Genomic DNA, 20,341 nt, shown 5'->3' on the forward strand with positions numbered 1-20,341 from the left:
GTTTTAAAATTATTTTATTCCGCACTTGTGGAATCTTGAATTTTTCTGCATCCCTCACCAAACATAAAGACATAGACATGGAAAAGATCATATTACAAGTAAAAGAATCCTGCACAGCAGATTGGGGTAAAATGACAGCACAGGAACAGGGCCGCTTTTGTGGCAAGTGTGAAAAGGTGGTCGTTGACTTCTCGGAGATGAGCGATCAGGAAATTATCGATCAGATCAAAAAATCCAGTAGAGGGCTTTGTGGCCGGTTTTATGAAGACCAGCTGCTACGTGAACTGGATGCCAGCGTTTCCTTTGCAAAAAATCCGCTATGGCTCAATCGATGGAGTGGTATTGCTGCAGGACTGATGTTGATCGGTTCATTGAGTTTTCCTATGGTACAAGCTCAGGGATGGGCTGTGACAACTGAACAAGGAACGACCGTACAATCAAAAGAAAAAGGTGTAAAACCCGCTGGGAAACAAATAAATCCAGACCATCCTGTCAATAATACGACTACAGGAGAAGTGATTGTGGTACAATCGAAAGGAGATGGAACAAGTAAATCTGATGGAAAAAAAACAAGTTCAAACCTTCGAGGTAACAACAGTCAAGTATCATCAAATCAGGATAGCAGTAAAGTAAAGATTACCGGAAAAATTGTCTGCGCTTCTGGTGGGGACAATATGATGGGGACGAATGTGACCATAGGAAACTACCATACACAGGCTGATGAAAAGGGTAATTTTGAACTTTGGGTGCCACAATCCCTCCTGAACAAGAATCAGGAACTTCGGGCAGAAATGATCGGCTATCGAACAGTTGTCATCCCATTAAAAAAGGGGGGTAAAACAATAATAAACAAACCGATAGAGATGGAAGTTCGGCCGATGATCATGGGAAAGATAGCTGCTCCAATGAAGCAAGAGCATATTCCTACGATGAATAAATATTAGTCTATGATGTATTGCAGTTACCGAATTGCTTGAGCGCCATTCTGCGAGGATGCTGTGAAAGCGGATGTCTAATTTTTTTGGAGCCCTGCAAGTTTGGAATAGCGCTCATAATCCCCGTTTTGGTCCCGAAATGGGATGTGCTAGCATCAGGCTTTTCAGACCCCATGTATGAACGCACATTTGAAGCAATCGAGGCGATGGAGCAGAAAATGAAAGACAAAGAATAAAAACTTACTTCTAAACTTGACTTTCTCTTCGGTGAATCTTACATTTGATTTATCGAATGACTTCGTAGCTCAGTTGGTAGAGCAACAGACTCTTAATTAATCATTTAAAGCTTAATTTTTCCTTTCAATTTCCTGATTTAAAAGATATTAGATGTATTTATTGTTAGAGCAGTAATTTAAAAATATTGTTAATTAACACTGTTTTTACAGCCTGAATTAGGCCTCTGTTCTCGCATTTGTTCTCTCTAATTTATATGAAAATCCTCCTTTCTCTTTTTATAAAGTTAAGGAGGATTTTTTGATTTTTGAAGTTATACCGATAGGCACTAATAATGTGCTTTATTGAGACACGAAAATTTTCATGGGGTATATAAAGTAATTTTCGGTGTCTCACTCAACTCTAAAAATTTTATTTTATTGCTCGCCGTCCTGCGAGTTGAACGAAGGTCGTTGAAGAAAAGTCCGTAAGGACGATTCAACGATATCTATGAAATAGACGAAGCATCTTGGCGGTATTTTTGAAAAAAGGGGCTTGTGACCTGGGCTTATCAAAAATAGTGACAAGAGCGAAGCCTGAGAGAACAGCAGGCGAGCCAAACTCTAAAAGCTTGAAGATTTTTAATGGGTGCGCAGCACTTATTAAAAAGATTTAGGTGCTTTTATGAAGTGGAGGGATTACTAAGGCATCAAGTATGACAAACTGCGTAGCATTAAAAAAGAATTGGGATGCAATCCGATTTCTTTTTTAACTTGGTTTGGCATATCTTTATGCTAGTGATTCCGAAACGGAATGCCATATAACCTATTATCTAATGGATTCTTTAAGTTTAAAAGATTTAATCGAATTAATAATAGCAGTCGTAGCCTTAATAATTTCTATTATAGCTCTGTATTACACAGTAACAACTTTCCATTTAAAACGAGGACAGTTTTTACGGTACACATTTTCTAGAACATCTACAGTAGAAAGTCAAGACTGCTATATTTCAAACATAACTATTGAAAATTTAAAAGATAAATCTTCTGTTATATTTCAAATTTATCTTCAAATTGGACACAATATCTTGATGGAATTAGACAATTTTGAAGGCAATCCTTTAGTATTGGATCCATATTCCATTTATTCCAAAAGCTATGATCCAATAATATATTACGACTGTGGGGTACGGGAGGTCAAATTAAATTCCATATTGGAATCAAATAAATTACGTGATAGAATGAGGATAGTTCTTGCGACTTCTGAAGGCAAAGTTTATCCCAAATCTAATCGCAAGTTATGGAGTGCAACATCACAGTTTTTTGATAATTTTTATTTGGCAATAATTCGGCCTATCCGTTTGAATTATAAGGGGAAATCCTATGGATCAAATGTCAAATATTTGGTAGACTTAGAGTTTAGAAACGGCGAAAATTATGTTGTTCCTATAATGAATACTAAGACCCAATTATACAATTTTAAAGATTTAAATATAGGCGATTGTCTGAATATGAATACTAAGGAAGTAAGGAACTTTTTTAATGAGCAAAGAAAAAAGAAAGTCTTAGATTGGAAGAAAATTATTGTAATAGACTTTGAAAGTGAAATTAAGAAGTCAAAAGAACTTCTTCATGGAGATCAAGAAAAGATTGTTCCGCTAAGTTTCTTCCAGTATTTTATTCTCGGTAGGATTTATACTCTGTTAGACAAATTCAAGGAGAATAGACAGAATAGAAAATTATTGCGAAAGAATAGAAAAGTTAGGGGAAATTAGTTATATATACAAAACTGAATTTTTATGTAATAAGGTTCCATAATTCTAAAGTTTGGTGTATCTTAATGCTATAATTTAAGAAGCGGAGCCATTTAATTCAATTTTCTATGTTAAATAACTTAAATACGGAAAGCGATGTTGAGCAAAAAGTGATTTATCCACTATTAACCGGAAAATTACCTTTTGGATTAGATTATGATGAGATAGAGATCCAAACTAAGCCGAATTTAAAGAGAATTAAAATTGAAAAAGGGCTAAAACAGAAGCATTATATTCCAGACTTTTTAATTTCTCTTAAGGGCTTACCTTTAATGATTGTTGAAGCAAAGCGTCCATATGAAGATTTAGAAGAAGCGTATAGAGAAGCCTGTTTGTACGCGGGTGAGATAAACAAATGGTATGAAAATGGATTAAATCCATGTAATTATATTCTAGTTTGTGATGGTTACACCGTTAGATATGGATATTGGGATACCTCCCATAGCGATGAATTTCTTATAAGTGAAGTTAAAAGTTTAAGTTCCTCGTTTGAATCTTTTATAGAACTTTTTTCAAAGAAAGCTCTTGATAATGAGGCAACAAAATTAAATGCTAAAATAAGAAAGAAAAGAGTCTTTGTAAAGCCAGTAAAAATGCTTGGGGGGAAGTTTATTCAAAACAAACAAATAAATAATACATTTGGAGAAAAAATATCAATACAGTATAAGCATATCTTCAATCCTAGCAAAGAAGTCGAAAAAATAGAGATAGTTAGGAACGCTTATATCAATGTTAATAAACATGAGTCCCATATCAATCCCATTGATAGATTAATCAGAAAAAAAATTACACCTTCAAGTGCTAATTCGAGTTTGATTGAAAATAGTGAGTTCCCTAAGGAGATAATTTCAAAGCTTGAAATTTCTCAATCTTATACCAATGAAGTTTTACTGCTTATCGGTGGTGTTGGTTCAGGAAAATCAACGTTTATGACCTATTTACGCGAGGTAGCATTAGGTGAAGATATTAAGGAAAAATTAGTCTGGGTTACGCTTGACCTGAATAATGCTCCTGTAAACCGTCATGAAATTTATCAATGGATCAAAACAAATTTAATAACTCAGATAAAACTATGGTTTAATCAAATTAATTTTGAGTCATTAGAGATTTTGAAGGAAATATTCCAAAAGGAATTAAGACCGTTAAATGAACTTGCTCAGTTGTTACCTATCGAAAAATTTAATGAAAAATTATTTGATATTTTGATTGAATTGAAGGGCAATCATGATAAATTGATTGAGGGGCTTATACATACGCAAATTATATCGAGAAATAAAAGTCTAATAGTTGTTCTTGATAATTGTGATAAAAGAAATCTAGAAGAACAGTTATTAATGTTCGAAGTTGCTAACTGGATTAAAGAAACTATTAAATGTATAGTGTTTTTACCTTTGAGAGATACGACGTATGATCTTCATAGATATGAAAAACCGTTGGATACTGTCATAAAGGATCTGACATTTAGAATTATTCCCCCTTCTCTTGAAAAGGTACTTTATAGTAGATTAAAATATGCGAATAGATTAATCAAAGATAAGGAAGATGCGGAGAGCTTTTATACTTTAGAAAACGGGATGAAAGTGGATTATCCGAAGAATGAAGAGACATATTATATCAAAAGTATTTTAACATCTTTATTCCAAAATCACCTTTTTAAGATATTAATGACCGGCTTAGCAGGTAGTGATGTCAGATTAGGGATTGAAATATTCTTGGATTTTTGTAAAAGTGGACATATTACTGATACTGAGATTTTTAAGATTAGACACAGTAAAGGCGAACACAAACTGCCGACCCATATAATTAGTAAAGTATTTTTTAGAGGAGATAGATTATATTATAAAGACGATGTCTCAAGAATAAAGAATCTGTTTAATTCTGATCCGGATGATAAGGTTCCTAATCCGTTTACACGTTTGAAAATTTTGCAATGGTTGAATAATAATTATAAGATAAAAGGGCCTAGTGGCGTCAGTGGATTTCATACAGCTTCATCAATTCAGAAGGATCTGAGTGCAATTGGCTTTGACTCTGCGAATATTAAAGCAGAAATGGAGAATTTACTGCGTAGCAAACTTATAGTATCTGAAACGCAGGATGTAAACTCATTGAATTTATCAGATTTAGTATCAATCAGTACCTCTGGAAAAACACATTTAGATTTATTAAAGAATATAGATTATTTGAGCGCTTGTAGCGAGGATACCTATTATGATAATAAAGAAATTGCGGTGGAAATTAGGGATAACTTATTAAATAAGGCTGGTTATTCACATTTAACTTTAGAATCGATAGTATCACATGCTAAAATTCTCGTAGAGTATTTGAAAGATTACCATTTAAGATATTATGAGAGTTATTCAGAAATCGTTGACTCTGATTATATTGGTTTCCCATTGAACTATGATGAGTTTATAAATTCTTTAGACAATTATAAGTTTATACATTCGAAAATAGCGCTAAGAGAATTTAAAGACGGAGAGGAAGTTGAAGGTACTATAAATGGATTGACTTCTATCGGGATTTTTGTGACATTTAAGGATTCTAAATACGTCGGATACCTTCCCAAAGAAAATATATCTGATAGTGAGTTTGAAATAAACTCAGAAAAGGGAGATATAATAAAAGTTAAGGTGTTGTCATTTAATGAGAGTCATAATAAGTATTTCCTTGCTGAAATTAAACCAAATGAAGCAGATGATTAACAGAATAGCTCTGTTCGTTCGAGCTTAAGAGATACAGAATTATTTATCAAAAATATGTTATGGTAAAATTTATACATTTAAATACCGCTAGTGGTAAAAAAGTTGTCTTCAACGTAGATAATATTATTTATCTTACTGAGTTGAAGGATTCAAAGGATGGATCGAAAACTCAGGTGAGTTATGTAGGGAACCAAATTTTTGTCGTTCAAACAATTCTGGAAATTATTGAAAAAATAAAAGGAACCGAACCACTATATTAAGTAATCTTTTTGCTGAACCTAATATTGATTCTAAATGGAAATATGTTATTGTCGAAGGATCTAGCATTGGATCGTTATTCGTTGTTGTGTGGTATTTTTGAAATTAAAAAAGTCCTTATAGAAGAATCCCACTCACGAAACCCTCCAAGTTTCAAGTGAGTGGGATGATTATAGGTAAGATGTAGAGTTTACGAATTAAATAAGACCTTTTATTAAAATTTCAACCCTTTTAGATACCCCCAATTTGAATCAATACAGTATTCAGATTCCCCGATCTTTTTAGATGGTACTTCCACTGTATAGGAAAAACGCAACTTCCCCGATTTATATTCTCGGTCGAATTTGACCGACAACAAATTCTTTTTACCCCTAGCTTTAACAAGTGGGTCATATAGATTGAATTGTATCTGATCCTTGTATTTTCCATTAAAAATGTGAACGTCTTTTGATATTTGAATATTAAATATATATAGGTTATAGCTTTTGTTCTCTAAATGGTCGATTATATGAAGGAAACCCTCAGTTTCATTTTCCTTTTGGGCTGAAATTGTAAATTCAACAGTGGTGACAGGTGATGTAGGGCAACAATCAAACATTAAGCTTTCGACTATATAAGTTTGATTGTTGCCCTGTAAAAGACTCTCAAATGATAACCTCTCAAATGCACGTTTGACCCTTTTTAGAAAGAAGACATCGTGAAAAATACTATACACTAAGTAGGAGCAAACAATCAAGGCTAGGGTGCCTAAAATGATAATAACCACGATAGATTCACCATTTTGTATTTCGCTCAATGTTAAGCCAATTAGAATGACAGCGAATATTGCTAGATAAAGTCGTATCATTTGAAATAAATTTTATAAGGTTGGAAAGCCTCTTCTCATCGAAGAGGCTATATCTTATTACAGGATAGATTTAAAAATCTCTTTGTAATTGCAATCCCCTAGTTTTTCGTCTATATATTCTTTAGCAACAGCATGTCCTTTATGAATTTGAGGTATAGGAGAAGAAAAAATTCCTAGAAAACGGAATTTCTTTACAAAGGTATACGTGTTTTTTGCACGAATTTCAAAAAGCTTGTTGGAAAAATTTTCGGCACTATTGTATACCAAAGCAGGTGAAATAGAAATAACTAAATCATCTTTCCAGTCTGATGAAATATCGTAGTCCCAGCCTCTGTAATTACCTCCATCTCGTGTTTTATAAGTTATGGCCATAATAATTATTTTATAAAAATTGTATTAAGAAAGCTTACGATGACGCATAACCCTAGAATAATGAGGAATGTAATATTTTTGGATTTATGTAAGACACCTTGTGAATTAAACCAAAAAAGCACTGCCAAAAATATAATGATTGCTAAAACTGTGTGCTTCTAAATTTTGCTTTATAATTTTACCTGTTTCTATTTTCGAGAATAAAGTCAGATTGTCTTTGACCCTCATTTTTTTCAACTAAAATTTTGTCTTGGAAATAAAAGAAAAAATTGAAATCATTTGCCTTGTAAATAGATTTAGTCATGCTCTCCTGAACTAGATGCACACGCTTACGATTTTTCTTGGTGTTTAGGAATTCTGTTTCAGTCATACCGATCCTGCTCCAAATAACTCCAGATGCACAAGAGCCTAGAAATAATGTGCCCATAAAAAGAGCAATAAAAAAAGATTTGAATTTCATTTGTCAATAAATTGATAACCGGTGAGTCCCTTAACGGTGGTTAATAAATGGAAAAGCGTGGGACGTAACCTAGAGCTGATTGCTGAGAGAGGTACCTAGGAGAACCCTGCACAAACAAAACAGATAGGCACGTCCCACGCTTATATATAGCGTAGAACGTCACCTTATCCGCTCTTGTTGTGCAATTGAAAATTTCCTAGGTTTTCTCTTTCACAAGAACTTCAAGCTAACGCTTTATTTCTTCAATATTTTAATACAATGCAAAGATAAATAATTATTGATTACCAATATCAAAATATCCTTCATCTTTTAAACTGAGGTATTTATCATGCGTTACTATTAGATGGTCGCAAACTTCAATATCTAAGAACTTACCTGCTTCAATTGCTTTCTTTGTAATTGCTCTGTCTGCGGAACTCGGTTGAAGTTGTTCTGATGGATGATTGTGTGCCAGTATTATTTTAGATGCTGATGCTTTTAGTGCAATGGAAAAGATAACTTTCATATCCACAGGAACGAAATCCTTGCCCCCTCTTGCTAGGTCTATAATTCCTAGTACTTTGTTAGCATTGTTTAGTAAGATAACCTTAAACTCTTCTAAAAAGCTCATAACTGACCTGTCCCAGACCTCCATCAATATTTTGTAGGCTTGCTGTGAATTGGTAATTAATGGACATTCTGAAATTTTAAATTCAGGAACGAACTCGACCCGAATTTCTGAAACATTGAGTAGATTTTTCATAACGTGATAGTGTTTAAATAAATGACTTTCGCCTAAAATCAAGGTGGGGGTTGTAAATGAATACCCTTAGTGAGCGGGAGATACATAATTTTTCAAGCGATTGGGTTTTTAAAAGGAAAAGCTATATGTTAAAATCAATATAACGGATTGGGAAAATTGGTGGTCATTTTGCTGGCTTTTAGAGACTTGTCTTCGGTTCAATCGCTTGGTTAGATATAAGACACTGAATAATAGTTAATTAAACTATTTGTTCGGATCGAGCTTAAATATAAGGTCTAAAATGATGAAGTTTTTTGGACGTATTGGAATTGATGGGTTTCTAAAGGAAGGTAGCCAATGTCCATAACGGATAAAGACAGCAACTATACTATAGAATACTGTCTTTTTTTATCAAATAACAAATATGGTGAGACACCAAAATTTACAAGGGGTATATAATGTTAGAAATGGTGTGTCATTCCCATAAGTTTTAGTTTTTAGCTTCTTTGGATACTTCAAATTTCGTATCCTCTAATAAGATCATTCTTTTTTGACGGCCATTGTGTCTTTCTCTTGACCGTTTTATTTTATAGAATTTCTCAATAATATAAACTTCTTTTCTAGCCTTGAGATCATAGTTTGAGTAGATTGCCATAAACGAGTCTAGAAATTCACCCTGCTCATATTTTTTTCCTATCCGAAATTTACTATACAACTCTTGGAGCAAAGGAGTATTTTTTAGATGTTCATTATCATGATTTAGATAGTAATAATCTTTTATAGCTTTCTGACTTGCGCCAATCTCACGAACTTTTGCTGATCCCTCGTTTAAAAACACCTCGTACATTTCAAAATACTCCCTAACAATATAACTTTCTAGTTCTTCGCTTTTATCAATTAGAAAGATATTTTCAGATTTTTCTCTTTTGGATTTCTGTATACTTTCCATACTAGCGATCAGATCTTCAAACTTATCTTTAAATTGTTTTCTTGCTGATATTAATTTTATTGTGGGATTGGAAGAATCGTATGATTCATTGATATGATTAACATTAAAATATCTAATATCTGTGCCTCTGATAGTAAGGTTTCTAATTGCTCGAATAAGCTTATCCTCTTTTCTATAAAAGGACAAGGCTTTATTTTCCAGTCTATAATTATCCATCATAAAATAATTGGGTGTAAAATCATTATTAAAGAACGCACGATCAGAATTTATATTAACAAGTTGCTTGATATATGTTTTCAATTCCTCATTTTGTGTAGAGATAAATGCTATTTCCAAGAAATCCCTCAACTTCCTTCCAAAATCAAAAATGTCTTTTATTGATTTCTCAGACACATATTCGATATCACGGGATATTTTTGCGATAAAATTGATTGATCCAACATATTGCTTCTTACGTAGGCGTCCGACTATCTGTATAATATCTGCGTTCGGATCGATAAGACTGTGAGGGAAGCTCTCAATATCTGATATAATGACAATATCAACGCTTTCTTCGATATCAATATCGACAGCTGAAAAATATCGGCTCGTTAGAAAATTATATTTGCTAAATTTTTCATTGTCCAGTTCGTCTGAAATATGATTTGGGTTAACGTCTTTTATATCTAACTTAAAGCTCTTCACTCCATCTGAGGAAGTAAAGATAGAGGATAAAGCATCAATTTTCAAAGATTTGATAATACTGGCTGATCCGACGACACTATTTAAAAAGATAAATACTTTGTCCGCTTTCGATTGTTGAAGTATCTTATTTAAAGAAGATAGAGAATGGTTTGTCGTAATTACATTGATATCTCGATCTATTTTATATGTTGGAATTATATTATGGATTGAAAAACCATTTTCCCTAAATCGAGGGTCACTAGGAATTAATGCTGTAGCACTCACAAATGCTTTATTTTTGAACCCGAAAAAATAGTCAAGAGACAATGTAATAGATGCTCTGTAATCAATATCTTTCGTCAATTTATCGCATTCATCAATGAGCATGAAATAAGTATTTAGGTAATCTATTTCCATTGTTTGGAAAACAGCAATAACCTTTCTTAGAGATTCTGGGGTAGTAATAATCTTTTTATGCTCTGTTCCGCTTCGTAAATAACTCTCTATCTGAGATTTTGTCACACCTTCATATACGCCCAATATATCGTGACGCCCTTTTGTTTTCCCGATGATAACAGGGACATTGGGTGCGATGATAAGAGAATTTCTATTGGCAACATTCAATTCGAAATATGTTGCTCCTATTCCAGTCTGATTTTTACAAAATATTGTATTGGACGGAATGGCGTCGGTTAGAAATTGACTTTTTAATTTTATAGTTTTCTTTTTCATTGGAAAATAAGTATCTATTCACACAATGTGTGATGTTATATTTTAATATGATTTTTAAAATAGGCTGGGGAGATCCCCCCAGCTTGTGACGATTTATTTTTGATTTGCTATTTTCAGCAATTCCTTGAGGTCAAGGTCGTATTTGGTATACGACGCAAAATCCAACAGCTTAAACAAGCCTCTCATGTAGTATAGATCAAATTTAATTTGCTTTTTATTAAATTTAGTTTCGACTTGGACGTAAGAAACATTATCCTCATTGAACCGAACCTCGGATATATCCATTTTTTTTCCATTCGAAAGATTGTTCAATAATAACCATAGACCTAATCGCTGTTCGTTGTTAAGCGATCTATAGTATTCTATGAAATATTTTTTTGAAACCACTCCAAAATATTTATGGTTTTCAATAAAGAAATTTTTATTTGAAAGTGTATACTTAGCGCTCTTTGCACTAGCACGTTTTGTTGTGCTAGTAAGTAATTGTTTTTGCTCTTGAGAGCGTTTGTTTAATTGTAATTGAATGATATTCATCTTCAAAATTCTTTTAAATTGATTTTTCTCTGTCATCCCAGTTCGTTTTACCACTTGAACTTTGGCGCCTTATTGTTCAAGTGTTATCCCTTTCGGACAGTACAAATTTTGAGAAAATGCCCCGTATGGTATTTTTTTTCTTTGATAAAGAATACCCCCTGTTGAAAATGAGATATATAGTATTTTTTTATTTTTTCAAAAGATCTTTGATATAATCTTCTTTTAAATCCGAGGGCTGGTCAAAATTCAATTTTGGATTCTGTGGAACAAAGCCAAAAAATCGAAGACATGAAAAAATAATATGTTCTTTCTGTTTTCTCATGCCTATTCTAAATACTGCATTTAATTCATTTGATTTATCTGATAGATATCTATCCAGTGTTTTTGCAATCAAACTATTGAATTTATTTAAAGGTGATGCACGTTCGTCCCATCGCCAATTTTCCATTATCTCTGAATGTAGTTTATTTAAATAGTTCAGCTCAATTTTGGGGTATAATTCCTCATCTTGAAATATCTTCATGATAGCTTGCGAAGTCGTGCTATTCATTTTTTTTATTACTTGGACAATAGGAAGATTTTTTGAATAGGTATGTTTTTTATTCAATGATCGAATGAAAAATTTCACATCTTCTTCAGAAAGATGCTTTGAAAACCATTCTTCTATTCTCCGCTCTAACAATAGAGTTAAAACAAGATCCCTTTCTTCCAAGCCAATTTTGAGGGTATTCTCCTTGATGACGTCTTTGTTTTCAGCTTTCAACCGAAAAGTTGCATCACTCCTATCAAGATGTTCCTTCATGAGAAGGATATTTATGATTTCTTTTAGTTGTTCGACTTCGTTAGAAATATTTCTGCTTTTAGAAGTTTCAGAATATGCATCATAGGATTCATAAAGATGTCTATAATATGTATTCCATTCATATTTAGCGAATAAATATGTAATAGCTGTTATTTCTTCAAATAGGCGAGTGATGACCAAAATTTCTTCGTCTCGAAAATCTCTAAATTCTATTGGCTGAAAATACAATTGAATGAAATAGGGAATATTCCAGTCCTCCCCCTCAACATATCTTTCTATATTTATATTTAGTTCTTTTACATTTTCACTATTTACGCTGGAGAATTCAGGCTCGTATTGATAGTATGTTTCCAAGCTTTTTGGATCAATAGTATAGGTGATGGATATCTTTTTTGGCATTAGGTATGTTTTTTACCAAAAATTGGAAAAGCCTATCAAATTAACAATAGGCTTTCCCAAAAATATTGAGACATGATTTTTTACAAGGGGGTATAAATATTATTTTTCGTGTCTCACTTTAAAGTTCAGGCATAACATGCTTCAATTCATCCGCATTATGAACACCTAATCCACGAAGGTATTTAAGCGTTACAATCATATCAGAATGCCCCAACAGTTGTTGGAGTATATGAAGGTCTTTTGTCTTCTTATAGACGTTTACAGAAGCTGTATGGCGGAACGAATAGATTGTTTGGTTCTTCTCAATAATACCTTCTTTCTCCATTAACTTAAACATCCTTGTCCATGCGGTGCTAAAGTAATAAGGGTTATGAATTTCAGGCTTTCTTGTAAATAGATTGTCGTCGTATGATAGACCTTCTAGTCTTTCTATTATTAGTTCTCTAACATAATGAGGTATTGGGACCGTTCTAATTTTCTTTCCTTTATTTTCATCTCCTGAAAGATGTATCTCGGTGACGTTATTTTTGAAATGGTAACGTTTAAGCAATCTGATTTCATTATGTGGACGTAATAAACATCCATAACTCATTAAACAGCAAAGATAGAGGTCTTTGTGATTAGTCTTGAGAAATGACAATACCTCTTTAATTTGGTTGTCGGAATATATTTGATGTAGCTTTGGTGTAGCCTTTCTCTTATCTGTTCTATTAATTATTGAGGTGTTAAACTCGAAATCTTTATCAATTTCGGCAAAGATCGCTTTTATATGGCGCCTAGAAATCATATAGTTAGAAGCACTTGAATTGAATTGGTTCATGTATTCTTGAATTCTCGATCGTTGTAAGTTGTTGATGTTTCCGTTCAATTCTTCGGGTGAGAGAAATTGCTTCAATTTTTCAGTGAGCTTTTCTAGATGATAAACATATTTAGGTGATAGATTTGCTTTTCTTTTATTGTTTATTGCAATATCTAATAAGTCTTTTAGGGGAGTATTTTCTGTTGTTTTGATCCTTAGCTTCGATTGGTTGACAGGGTATTTACCAAATTCGATAGCCTTTCTAAATTCATACTCTAGAAGTCTTAATTGTTCTGTGCGCTCCTTAATAGTTATGGACGAATTGGGCTGTATGTCTAGCCCTAGTTTGATGCCCGTATATTCTTTGTATTTTTTATCTCCAATTTTGATATAGATGTATGAGCGTTTCGTTAGGTCGTCGGTAGTGGATATTGAAATTTGTGCTTTGATCATTATAGTTGTTCTCGCACTGTTCTCCCAATAAATTACATCTATTTAAACTATCTCTATGTATAGGTAATTATTATAAGAGTCGTGTAACGAATTAACCAATCAATAGGCTATATCTATTTGCTAAATGGCCAAAAATCTCCCTTGAATGTCATAAAAGTCAAAAAAATATTCTTTTCCACTTGACTTTCTCTCCGCTGAATCTTACATTTGATTTATCGAATGACTTCGTAGCTCAGTTGGTAGAGCAACAGACTCTTAATCTGTGGGTCCTGAGTTCGAGCCTCAGCGGGGTCACTTTTTAAAAAAGCCGTTTTACGTAGTAGGATGGCTTTTTTCGTTTTTAGGGTAGTTTAGGGAATTATACCCCATGCGTTTTGAAATCCCTCAAAACGGTGTGTTTTGCATAGTTTTTTGTTGAACTTCACGTAAAACCGTCACAAAGTATAAGTAATAGGACCCAAAAGACTGCTTTAATATACCTGATAGCGTTCGAGCTATAGCTAATTGTTGAAGAATAACTACCTGCATATTGCAAACCAATATACAGGTAGTAAATAAAAATCAACGATATGAATATAATACTTCAAAATGACTTTATTGTCTTTTGAGAAGCTATAACATTAGGACTGTTTAACATCCTTAGCAAGAGGGGTATAGAATTCCGGTATCCTGAAAATTCCGTCCTGCATATCACATTCATTGGCTGCTAGGGCATTTAATTCCAGTGTTCCAAAATTCCTCTCTTATTCGGCAATACAGCGTACCGAATATCCCGAGACGGCTGTATGTCCAACATTCGCTGTGTTACGCACTGTGGCGATGTCCCGAAGGATTGATAATCTGTAAACCTGATCCACCGTCGTAAGCTCCGATGTCCAGAACGGTCCGCTTCCTCCGCGCCACGCCCATTTACCATCTCTGCTGTCACGAAAGCCGGAAGCCGGAAAAGTGAGTATAACCGATCGGTTCCGCTTGCTGGTTAGTATTTTTGCAGGTCCATAAGCTACGTTTGTTGCTGTTGTTCCCCAGGTACCACTATTGTTGCTTACGCTCATATCCTGAAGCAATTGGTCATATTCATTCTTACTTGGGATACGGTAACCGCTTGGGCAGGGATCATTGGCTGTCTTCTGCGGTGCCGTTGTTGTGCCGCTGTTCCAAGCGTTGGCCGGTGCAGCTGTCGTATTCCAGTTTGAAATCGCATTTTCGGAACTACTTGCATTTGCAACCACGGCCGAACGTCCAAATTGGTAAAAATTCCCCCCCAAGGAGGAAATCACAGGATCCAGGTCTGGATTAACATCTGTATTCGCACCCAAATTATGGCGCATCCAGATCTTGCCATTGATGCGGGCTGCAGATTGTCCCTGATAGGTCAGATAAATATCATTGGGAACAATGGTGAGATTGAGGTTATATTTCACCCCAGGGGTAATGTTCAGATTCGCCAAAGCTGTCAAATTTGTTACTCTAATCTCACCGATGGCGAAACCTGAAAAGTGTAACATTCCGGTCGTCGTGTTGGCATTGAGTTTTCGGGGAGCAGCATTCACGACCATGGTATTTAGACCTGAAAAATCAAGCCCTGCTTCGCCTACAGTACCTTTTCGCGTAATCGCAGCGTCCTGTAAAGCAATGTCTGCCTGCGCATAATGGTCATAAATTCCTCCCCGGATATCAACGATATTATAACCTGTAGCCGTGGCATCTACTTTTGTGGTAATCTCGCTAAACTGATGTTTCAGTATCACTTCTAGGTTATTGTCCGCATTACTCACCAATTGCATATCCTTTCGGAAATACATGAGATCAGTCGAGTCCGCATTCACATCCATTACACTAGACCCGGCCAAGGTCTTATTGTTCGCATCTGAAAAAGTGATAGCAGGTAATACAGAAGTACTTCCTACCGAATAAGCAATAAACGTATAGTTTTCACCACCGTTCAGGATCAGGGCCTCAGTACTGCTTTCTTGACCACGTGTATAATCACGCTCAGTCACATAGTTTTCACTGGCATCATAGACCGCCACTTTATATTTAACATTTTCCGGCAAATCTTCCCGTACTACGGCGGCACGCTTACCGCCTAATGAAGCGTTTTTACCTAATGTAGCCTCTTGAGTGACAGGGATAAGCTCAGAGACTATGCTTAGATCCTTATTAATCGCAACCACCTGACGCTGCAAACTAGATGCAGTACTACCTGTAGAAGCTTTGGAGCCAATCACGCCACCTTGATCAAACTCGGCACCCGATAAATTTACACGAATAGCTGCTTTACCTTCCGGTAACGTATCACCCTGCTCATTTTTACAGGCACCTAAACTGATTACAAATGCCAGTAACAAACTTGAATATTTTATACTATTTTTTAACATACAATTTCATATTGATTTAATAAAAAGTCAGCTTACAAGACTTACCAGCCCATATTGCTGTTGTTATCGTCGGCAGTTTCCCATTCGCTTTTGACCGAACCTGTATTATCCCCAGGCTGTATGTTTGCAGATCCAGCAGCTATGCCTTCTTCCATTGCAATTATTGTAATTTCAATTTTAGGGGTTAAATAGAGCTTTTTTCTTTCTTGATTCTTTACCATGACCGTTATTTTTTATGTTAGTAATTTTTTAGGATTAACAAGCCATCTAAACAATGTAATTTGCCAAAAAGGTGTTTGCTTAGAAGAATAATTCCTATTTTATAGAATGACAGTCAAACATGTTTCCTCCGTCAACATATACATTTCAGTGATTAAGATCTTTGAATCCTGCTTGCAAGATCAATACTTACTATTAACATTTTCAAAATTAGGAAGAATCGGGACCGATATAGTTTCAAGAATTATTACAAGAGTTATAAAAATTATTTATAAGCGTGTAAGGTCCGGTTACCGTCGCTTTCAGTTTTTCCTTTCTGAGAAGGCCCTTGCATCATTTTTATTACATAAGATTAAGCTTCTCTTTAATACGTCATAGTTGAATCGTATTTATTCCGTTCTTGCATTACCATACCTGAATAAAAAGGGCTTTTGCTATTTCTAAGCCTCCTTTTTCAATAAAGTATTCAGCCTTCTTAAATATCAATGTATCATTGGTGATACTTCCATCCGTCTTGTGATCAACTTCTAAAATTTTCAACCGTGTTGTAAAGAGCCTCAGTCTCTTTAACAGTTGAACTACAAGCAATAAAAAAATCGGAAAATAGCGGTCACTTATAGAAAAACCGTTTTACATAAGTAGGACGGCTTTTTGTTCATGGAGAAATTATCGCCTTCTTTTTCTATAATGCAAATAATAATATGCCAATAACAGACTGAACAACATCAACAAAGCGCCAAGGATAAAGGCTGAACCGGGAAAATATATGGGTGCTTTTTTGTGGCTGAAATAATAGAAAGTTTGGGTCATTAGCAAAGGACCAAAGATTGCGGTAAGGCTCAATACACTATTTATTCCGCCTTGTAGTGCACCTTGTTCATTGGATGGCACTTGTGCCGTGATGAGCGATTGCAAAGCGGGATAGGCTATGCCTCCAAGACAGTAAGGTATTAAAAACACATAAAGCATCCAACCCTGGGTGGCAACGGCAAAAAGTACCATACCTATGGCATACAAAAGCAAACCGAGGTACACACTTTTTTCATTCCCCAATCGAGGGGTCGTGTAACGAATAAGCACCCCCTGTACCAAACCTATCATACCACCTAGTATGGCTAACGAAATACCTACTTGCACTTCTGTCCAGTCAAATTGATCCATGACAAAAAAGCTCCAAGTGCTTTGCCCGGCATAACCGGCTATATTAAAAACGAAAAAGCAAACTACTAATCCAAAGATTGCAGGATATTTTACAAACAGCTTTAGCGAACCAATGGGATTGGCATTTTTCCAATCAAAAGGTCGGCGATTTTCGGGTTTTAAGGATTCGGGAAGAACAAAATAACCGAGTAGGAAATTTAAAAAACAAAGTAAGGCCGCAGCATAAAAAGGCGCACGTAATCCCCATACGGAAAGCAATCCGCCAAGAGCAGGTCCTACAACAAAACCCAAACCAAAAGCGGCCCCTATCACGCCAAAATTTTTTGTGCGATTTTCATCCGTGCTTATGTCGGCTACGTAAGCGGTAGCCACTGTAAAACTGGCTCCGGTAATGCCGGAGAGCACCCTTCCAATAACTAGCAGCGTGTACGTGTGTGCCAAAGCAAGCAATAAATAGTCGGCAAAAAAAACAAGTAATGAAATAAGTATTACCGGTCGCCTTCCATACTTGTCGCTCAGATTTCCTACCAACGGCGAAAAGATAAATTGCATAATGGCATATACCGTAAGTAGATAGCCACCCCAAATACTTGCCTGACCAATGGAAACGTTTCTTAGCTCCGAAATGAGTCTGGGCATAATAGGCATGATTAACCCAAAACCAATAGCGTCGATCGTGATGGTAATAAAAATAAATACTAAGGCAGCGTTGTGCAGTTTCGTTCCTGGTTCCTTTTAGTAATACCTGATTTATAATTGAATAATTTAGCCATTTTTGCCTATTGGAAATTATGTTGTTCAAATTATATGCAGTAAAGGTCAGTATACTAGTGCCTTGTGCTATTACATAATTATGGAAAAGAGTTGTAACATTCTTAGTTTTTCTCGCTGAAATCTCCTTGTAGATGTCGGATAATCAGACCAAAAATCTCCTAGCAAATTGGCCGCTCGATCTTTTTCAACGGCAAGTGTTATTATTCCAGCTACTTGTATTATTGAAGATCGTTATAGTATAGTTGCTTCAAAAGCCTATTCAAATTATTTAAATCGTAACAATGATATTGTTTTGCCGTAGATAATCACTTGGTGACATATTCGTAACCTTTTTAAAGTTCCGATAAAAACTTGTTTTGGAACTGAATCCACATTCAAATGCCAATGACACTAAATTATATTTTCGATTTTCTGGTATTAGGACTATTTGTTTGAATGTCTCCACCCTAAATGAATTGACGTAGTCATAGAAATTCTTGCCTTCTATCGAATTTATGACCTGAGAAAGTGAACCGGGTGGAATAGTCAGGAGGATTGCCAGATCACCTAATGTCAAATCTGGATTTTGGTAACATTTCTTATCTTCCATCAACTGGGTAAGCTCAGCGTAAATTCTGTTCCTCTCGGTATCTTCTAACCTTGTTTTTTCATATTTAATTTTATCAGATTTTTCCTCTTTACCAACAGCTGCGGTATACAGTGGATTTATCGTTCGTTCAATCTCTTTGGGAAGAAGTACTTCATGTGTTGACAATGCATTTGAAAAGATACCTACCTGTCGGATACCGAAGTATCCGATAAAAAAAATAAATAGTGTTATCCCTATAAATAAGACCGGCGGGATCTGTACCGTTATTACAATTGCCCAGATAACCCCCATTCCGAAAACAAGATATTGCATCCAGTTCAGCGTAATTTTGTTGGTATTGGAAAACTGTGCTTTAATGTTTCGCTTGTGTCGATATAAAAGGATCGTGGATAAAATAATATATGTAGCTCCAGAAATCATAAGACCAGACTCCATAATCAAAAACACAAGATCAAATTCAGGCGCAACATGGTGGTATCCTTTTGTGGTAACAATTGCAACGGGCAATAAAAAAACTAACGCCATAGCTATTACAACAGCAGGAATAAAATGAAACAAATAGTGCCATGTACATTTCTGTTGACCACTTACAAAAACAATATATAAGTACAAAAATGGGCCATGTAGATATGGAAATGGCAATTCCCAGCCAATTAGCTTTGGTATTTTTTGTATTTCGCCCGAGCCATAAAGCCCTATGAGAATAAGGTCAAAAAAAGCAAAAAAAAGCCAAGATGCTAAAATTTTGTCTGCAACATTTTTCCGTTTTTTGGTCAGGAGTAACAGAAAAAGAAATAACGAGATGCTAACGCCAAAAAAATAAATAAATAGCCAAGCTAAGTTCATAACGGGATATAAATAAGCAGAAATAATTGCTGTTTTTTAACAAATTACTCGTTAAAAGCTAATTGTCCGGTTAACTTTAAATCAATGTACTCCATAAATCCAGACATCTCTACAAAATTAATTTAAATGGTTTGAAATTAACTGGAAAAAAGAATTTGCTGCGTAAAATATATTACACAACAAATTCTTTAGTAAGATAGATCTGCACTTCAGATTGTAAGCTATTGTTTTTGTCCTTCAAAACTATAAGCAAATTCTGATGACGATGTTGCATTTGCAACTAAAGTTAGGTCTTTTTCTGCTGTTTTGTAAGTAAATTGCCCTTGTGAATCATGCCCATCCACCAATCCCGGTACATCTGCTTTTGCTTGGATTGTTTTAGTTGCAACATTTGAATACGGCTCCCCCGATTTGGCTACAAATTTAAGTCGATTATTATCTACTTTCGTAACAATCAGAACAGCATTAAAATGATTGACAGTTCCAATACTATAGGTACCCTTATATGTACCTATTGCCACATCGATGGAGCCACTATCTGAACCAGGGTTGTCATCCTTATCTTTGCTGCAACCAACGAAAGATATCAACGCAAAAATAATGATCAAAGCACTACTAAACCTAACTTTTAAATTTGTCTTTTTCATTTTATTCTATTTTTAATTAGAGATTCAAAACTAAAGAAACAGCTGTCCATAAAAGTCCCACCTTACAAA

Annotated in this window: 16 protein-coding genes and 1 tRNA gene; 4 read left to right on the plus strand and 13 right to left on the minus strand. The window is 34.8% G+C overall.

What is annotated here, in order from left to right; all coding sequences use genetic code 11:
• Window positions 1-77 precede the first annotated feature (77 nt).
• The 3 genes from BWD42_RS13645 to BWD42_RS13655 all read left to right on the plus strand — a co-directional run bounded on the left by BWD42_RS13645 (window position 78) and on the right by BWD42_RS13655 (window position 5,666).
• Window positions 78-944: a carboxypeptidase-like regulatory domain-containing protein gene (locus tag BWD42_RS13645; RefSeq protein WP_139351152.1), complete on the plus strand. Its 867-nt coding sequence runs from the start codon at window positions 78-80 to the stop codon at window positions 942-944.
• A 1,039-nt stretch (window positions 945-1,983) separates the two neighbouring features.
• Window positions 1,984-2,922: a hypothetical protein gene (locus BWD42_RS13650; RefSeq protein WP_077436925.1), complete on the plus strand. Its 939-nt coding sequence runs from the start codon at window positions 1,984-1,986 to the stop codon at window positions 2,920-2,922.
• A gap of 107 nt (window positions 2,923-3,029) precedes the next feature.
• Window positions 3,030-5,666 carry a type I restriction endonuclease gene (locus BWD42_RS13655; protein ID WP_077436926.1) on the plus strand — a complete coding sequence of 879 codons (2,637 nt, stop codon included), beginning with the start codon at window positions 3,030-3,032 and terminating at the stop codon, window positions 5,664-5,666.
• Between the two features lie 472 nt (window positions 5,667-6,138).
• Here BWD42_RS13655 and BWD42_RS13665 read toward each other — a convergent pair whose 3' ends face one another.
• The 8 genes from BWD42_RS13665 to BWD42_RS13700 all read right to left on the minus strand — a co-directional run bounded on the left by BWD42_RS13665 (window position 6,139) and on the right by BWD42_RS13700 (window position 13,655).
• A complete protein-coding gene (locus BWD42_RS13665; protein ID WP_077436928.1) occupies window positions 6,139-6,771 on the minus strand; it encodes a hypothetical protein in 633 nt (210 codons plus the stop codon).
• A gap of 57 nt (window positions 6,772-6,828) precedes the next feature.
• The gene (locus BWD42_RS13670) at window positions 6,829-7,143 is read right to left on the minus strand and encodes a hypothetical protein (protein WP_077436929.1); all 315 of its coding nucleotides are present in this window, start codon (window positions 7,141-7,143) and stop codon (window positions 6,829-6,831) included.
• 178 nt (window positions 7,144-7,321) lie between these two features.
• Window positions 7,322-7,603 carry a hypothetical protein gene (locus BWD42_RS13675; RefSeq protein ID WP_077436930.1) on the minus strand — a complete coding sequence of 94 codons (282 nt, stop codon included), beginning with the start codon at window positions 7,601-7,603 and terminating at the stop codon, window positions 7,322-7,324.
• A gap of 274 nt (window positions 7,604-7,877) precedes the next feature.
• Window positions 7,878-8,345, minus strand: a complete 468-nt coding sequence (locus tag BWD42_RS13680) for a RadC family protein (RefSeq protein WP_077436931.1) — start codon at window positions 8,343-8,345, stop codon at window positions 7,878-7,880.
• 469 nt (window positions 8,346-8,814) lie between these two features.
• Window positions 8,815-10,668, minus strand: coding sequence for a hypothetical protein (locus BWD42_RS13685; RefSeq protein ID WP_077436932.1), 1,854 nt, complete (start codon window positions 10,666-10,668; stop codon window positions 8,815-8,817).
• A 93-nt stretch (window positions 10,669-10,761) separates the two neighbouring features.
• Complete coding sequence (locus tag BWD42_RS13690) at window positions 10,762-11,238, minus strand: hypothetical protein (protein WP_139351153.1); 477 nt, start codon at window positions 11,236-11,238, stop codon at window positions 10,762-10,764.
• A 151-nt stretch (window positions 11,239-11,389) separates the two neighbouring features.
• On the minus strand, window positions 11,390-12,403 hold the full coding sequence (locus BWD42_RS13695; RefSeq protein WP_077436934.1) for a hypothetical protein: 1,014 nt from the start codon (window positions 12,401-12,403) through the stop codon (window positions 11,390-11,392).
• 118 nt (window positions 12,404-12,521) lie between these two features.
• Complete coding sequence (locus BWD42_RS13700) at window positions 12,522-13,655, minus strand: tyrosine-type recombinase/integrase (protein WP_077436935.1); 1,134 nt, start codon at window positions 13,653-13,655, stop codon at window positions 12,522-12,524.
• A 221-nt stretch (window positions 13,656-13,876) separates the two neighbouring features.
• On the opposite strand from BWD42_RS13700, the gene BWD42_RS13705 reads away from it, so the two are divergent.
• A tRNA-Lys gene (locus BWD42_RS13705) sits at window positions 13,877-13,949 on the plus strand.
• A gap of 449 nt (window positions 13,950-14,398) precedes the next feature.
• Here the strand turns inward: BWD42_RS13705 and BWD42_RS13710 are convergent.
• The 5 genes from BWD42_RS13710 to BWD42_RS13730 all read right to left on the minus strand — a co-directional run bounded on the left by BWD42_RS13710 (window position 14,399) and on the right by BWD42_RS13730 (window position 20,272).
• Complete coding sequence (locus BWD42_RS13710) at window positions 14,399-16,036, minus strand: FISUMP domain-containing protein (RefSeq protein ID WP_077436936.1); 1,638 nt, start codon at window positions 16,034-16,036, stop codon at window positions 14,399-14,401.
• Between the two features lie 41 nt (window positions 16,037-16,077).
• On the minus strand, window positions 16,078-16,257 hold the full coding sequence (locus tag BWD42_RS13715; RefSeq protein WP_077436937.1) for a hypothetical protein: 180 nt from the start codon (window positions 16,255-16,257) through the stop codon (window positions 16,078-16,080).
• A 664-nt stretch (window positions 16,258-16,921) separates the two neighbouring features.
• Entirely contained in the window at window positions 16,922-18,133 is a 1,212-nt protein-coding gene (locus BWD42_RS13720) for a TCR/Tet family MFS transporter (protein WP_262507832.1), read from the minus strand.
• Between the two features lie 325 nt (window positions 18,134-18,458).
• Window positions 18,459-19,304, minus strand: a complete 846-nt coding sequence (locus tag BWD42_RS13725) for a helix-turn-helix domain-containing protein (RefSeq protein ID WP_175992058.1) — start codon at window positions 19,302-19,304, stop codon at window positions 18,459-18,461.
• A gap of 542 nt (window positions 19,305-19,846) precedes the next feature.
• Complete coding sequence (locus BWD42_RS13730; protein WP_077436940.1) at window positions 19,847-20,272, minus strand: hypothetical protein; 426 nt, start codon at window positions 20,270-20,272, stop codon at window positions 19,847-19,849.
• Window positions 20,273-20,341 lie beyond the last annotated feature (69 nt).

The organism is Sphingobacterium sp. CZ-UAM (genome assembly GCF_002000245.1).
Lineage (GTDB): Bacteria > Bacteroidota > Bacteroidia > Sphingobacteriales > Sphingobacteriaceae > Sphingobacterium.

What these genes read in the sequence shown, in the direction of transcription:
- BWD42_RS13645 (WP_139351152.1), top strand. Translation starts at nt 78, where the DNA reads ATGGAAAAGATCATATTACAAGTAAAAGAATCCTGCACAGCAGATTGG.
- BWD42_RS13650 (WP_077436925.1), top strand. Translation starts at nt 1,984, where the DNA reads ATGGATTCTTTAAGTTTAAAAGATTTAATCGAATTAATAATAGCAGTC.
- BWD42_RS13655 (WP_077436926.1), top strand. Translation starts at nt 3,030, where the DNA reads ATGTTAAATAACTTAAATACGGAAAGCGATGTTGAGCAAAAAGTGATT.
- BWD42_RS13665 (WP_077436928.1), bottom strand. Translation starts at nt 6,771, where the DNA reads ATGATACGACTTTATCTAGCAATATTCGCTGTCATTCTAATTGGCTTA.
- BWD42_RS13670 (WP_077436929.1), bottom strand. Translation starts at nt 7,143, where the DNA reads ATGGCCATAACTTATAAAACACGAGATGGAGGTAATTACAGAGGCTGG.
- BWD42_RS13675 (WP_077436930.1), bottom strand. Translation starts at nt 7,603, where the DNA reads ATGAAATTCAAATCTTTTTTTATTGCTCTTTTTATGGGCACATTATTT.
- BWD42_RS13680 (WP_077436931.1), bottom strand. Translation starts at nt 8,345, where the DNA reads ATGAAAAATCTACTCAATGTTTCAGAAATTCGGGTCGAGTTCGTTCCT.
- BWD42_RS13685 (WP_077436932.1), bottom strand. Translation starts at nt 10,668, where the DNA reads ATGAAAAAGAAAACTATAAAATTAAAAAGTCAATTTCTAACCGACGCC.
- BWD42_RS13690 (WP_139351153.1), bottom strand. Translation starts at nt 11,238, where the DNA reads ATGACAGAGAAAAATCAATTTAAAAGAATTTTGAAGATGAATATCATT.
- BWD42_RS13695 (WP_077436934.1), bottom strand. Translation starts at nt 12,403, where the DNA reads ATGCCAAAAAAGATATCCATCACCTATACTATTGATCCAAAAAGCTTG.
- BWD42_RS13700 (WP_077436935.1), bottom strand. Translation starts at nt 13,655, where the DNA reads ATGATCAAAGCACAAATTTCAATATCCACTACCGACGACCTAACGAAA.
- BWD42_RS13710 (WP_077436936.1), bottom strand. Translation starts at nt 16,036, where the DNA reads ATGTTAAAAAATAGTATAAAATATTCAAGTTTGTTACTGGCATTTGTA.
- BWD42_RS13715 (WP_077436937.1), bottom strand. Translation starts at nt 16,257, where the DNA reads ATGGTAAAGAATCAAGAAAGAAAAAAGCTCTATTTAACCCCTAAAATT.
- BWD42_RS13725 (WP_175992058.1), bottom strand. Translation starts at nt 19,304, where the DNA reads ATGGCGTTAGTTTTTTTATTGCCCGTTGCAATTGTTACCACAAAAGGA.
- BWD42_RS13730 (WP_077436940.1), bottom strand. Translation starts at nt 20,272, where the DNA reads ATGAAAAAGACAAATTTAAAAGTTAGGTTTAGTAGTGCTTTGATCATT.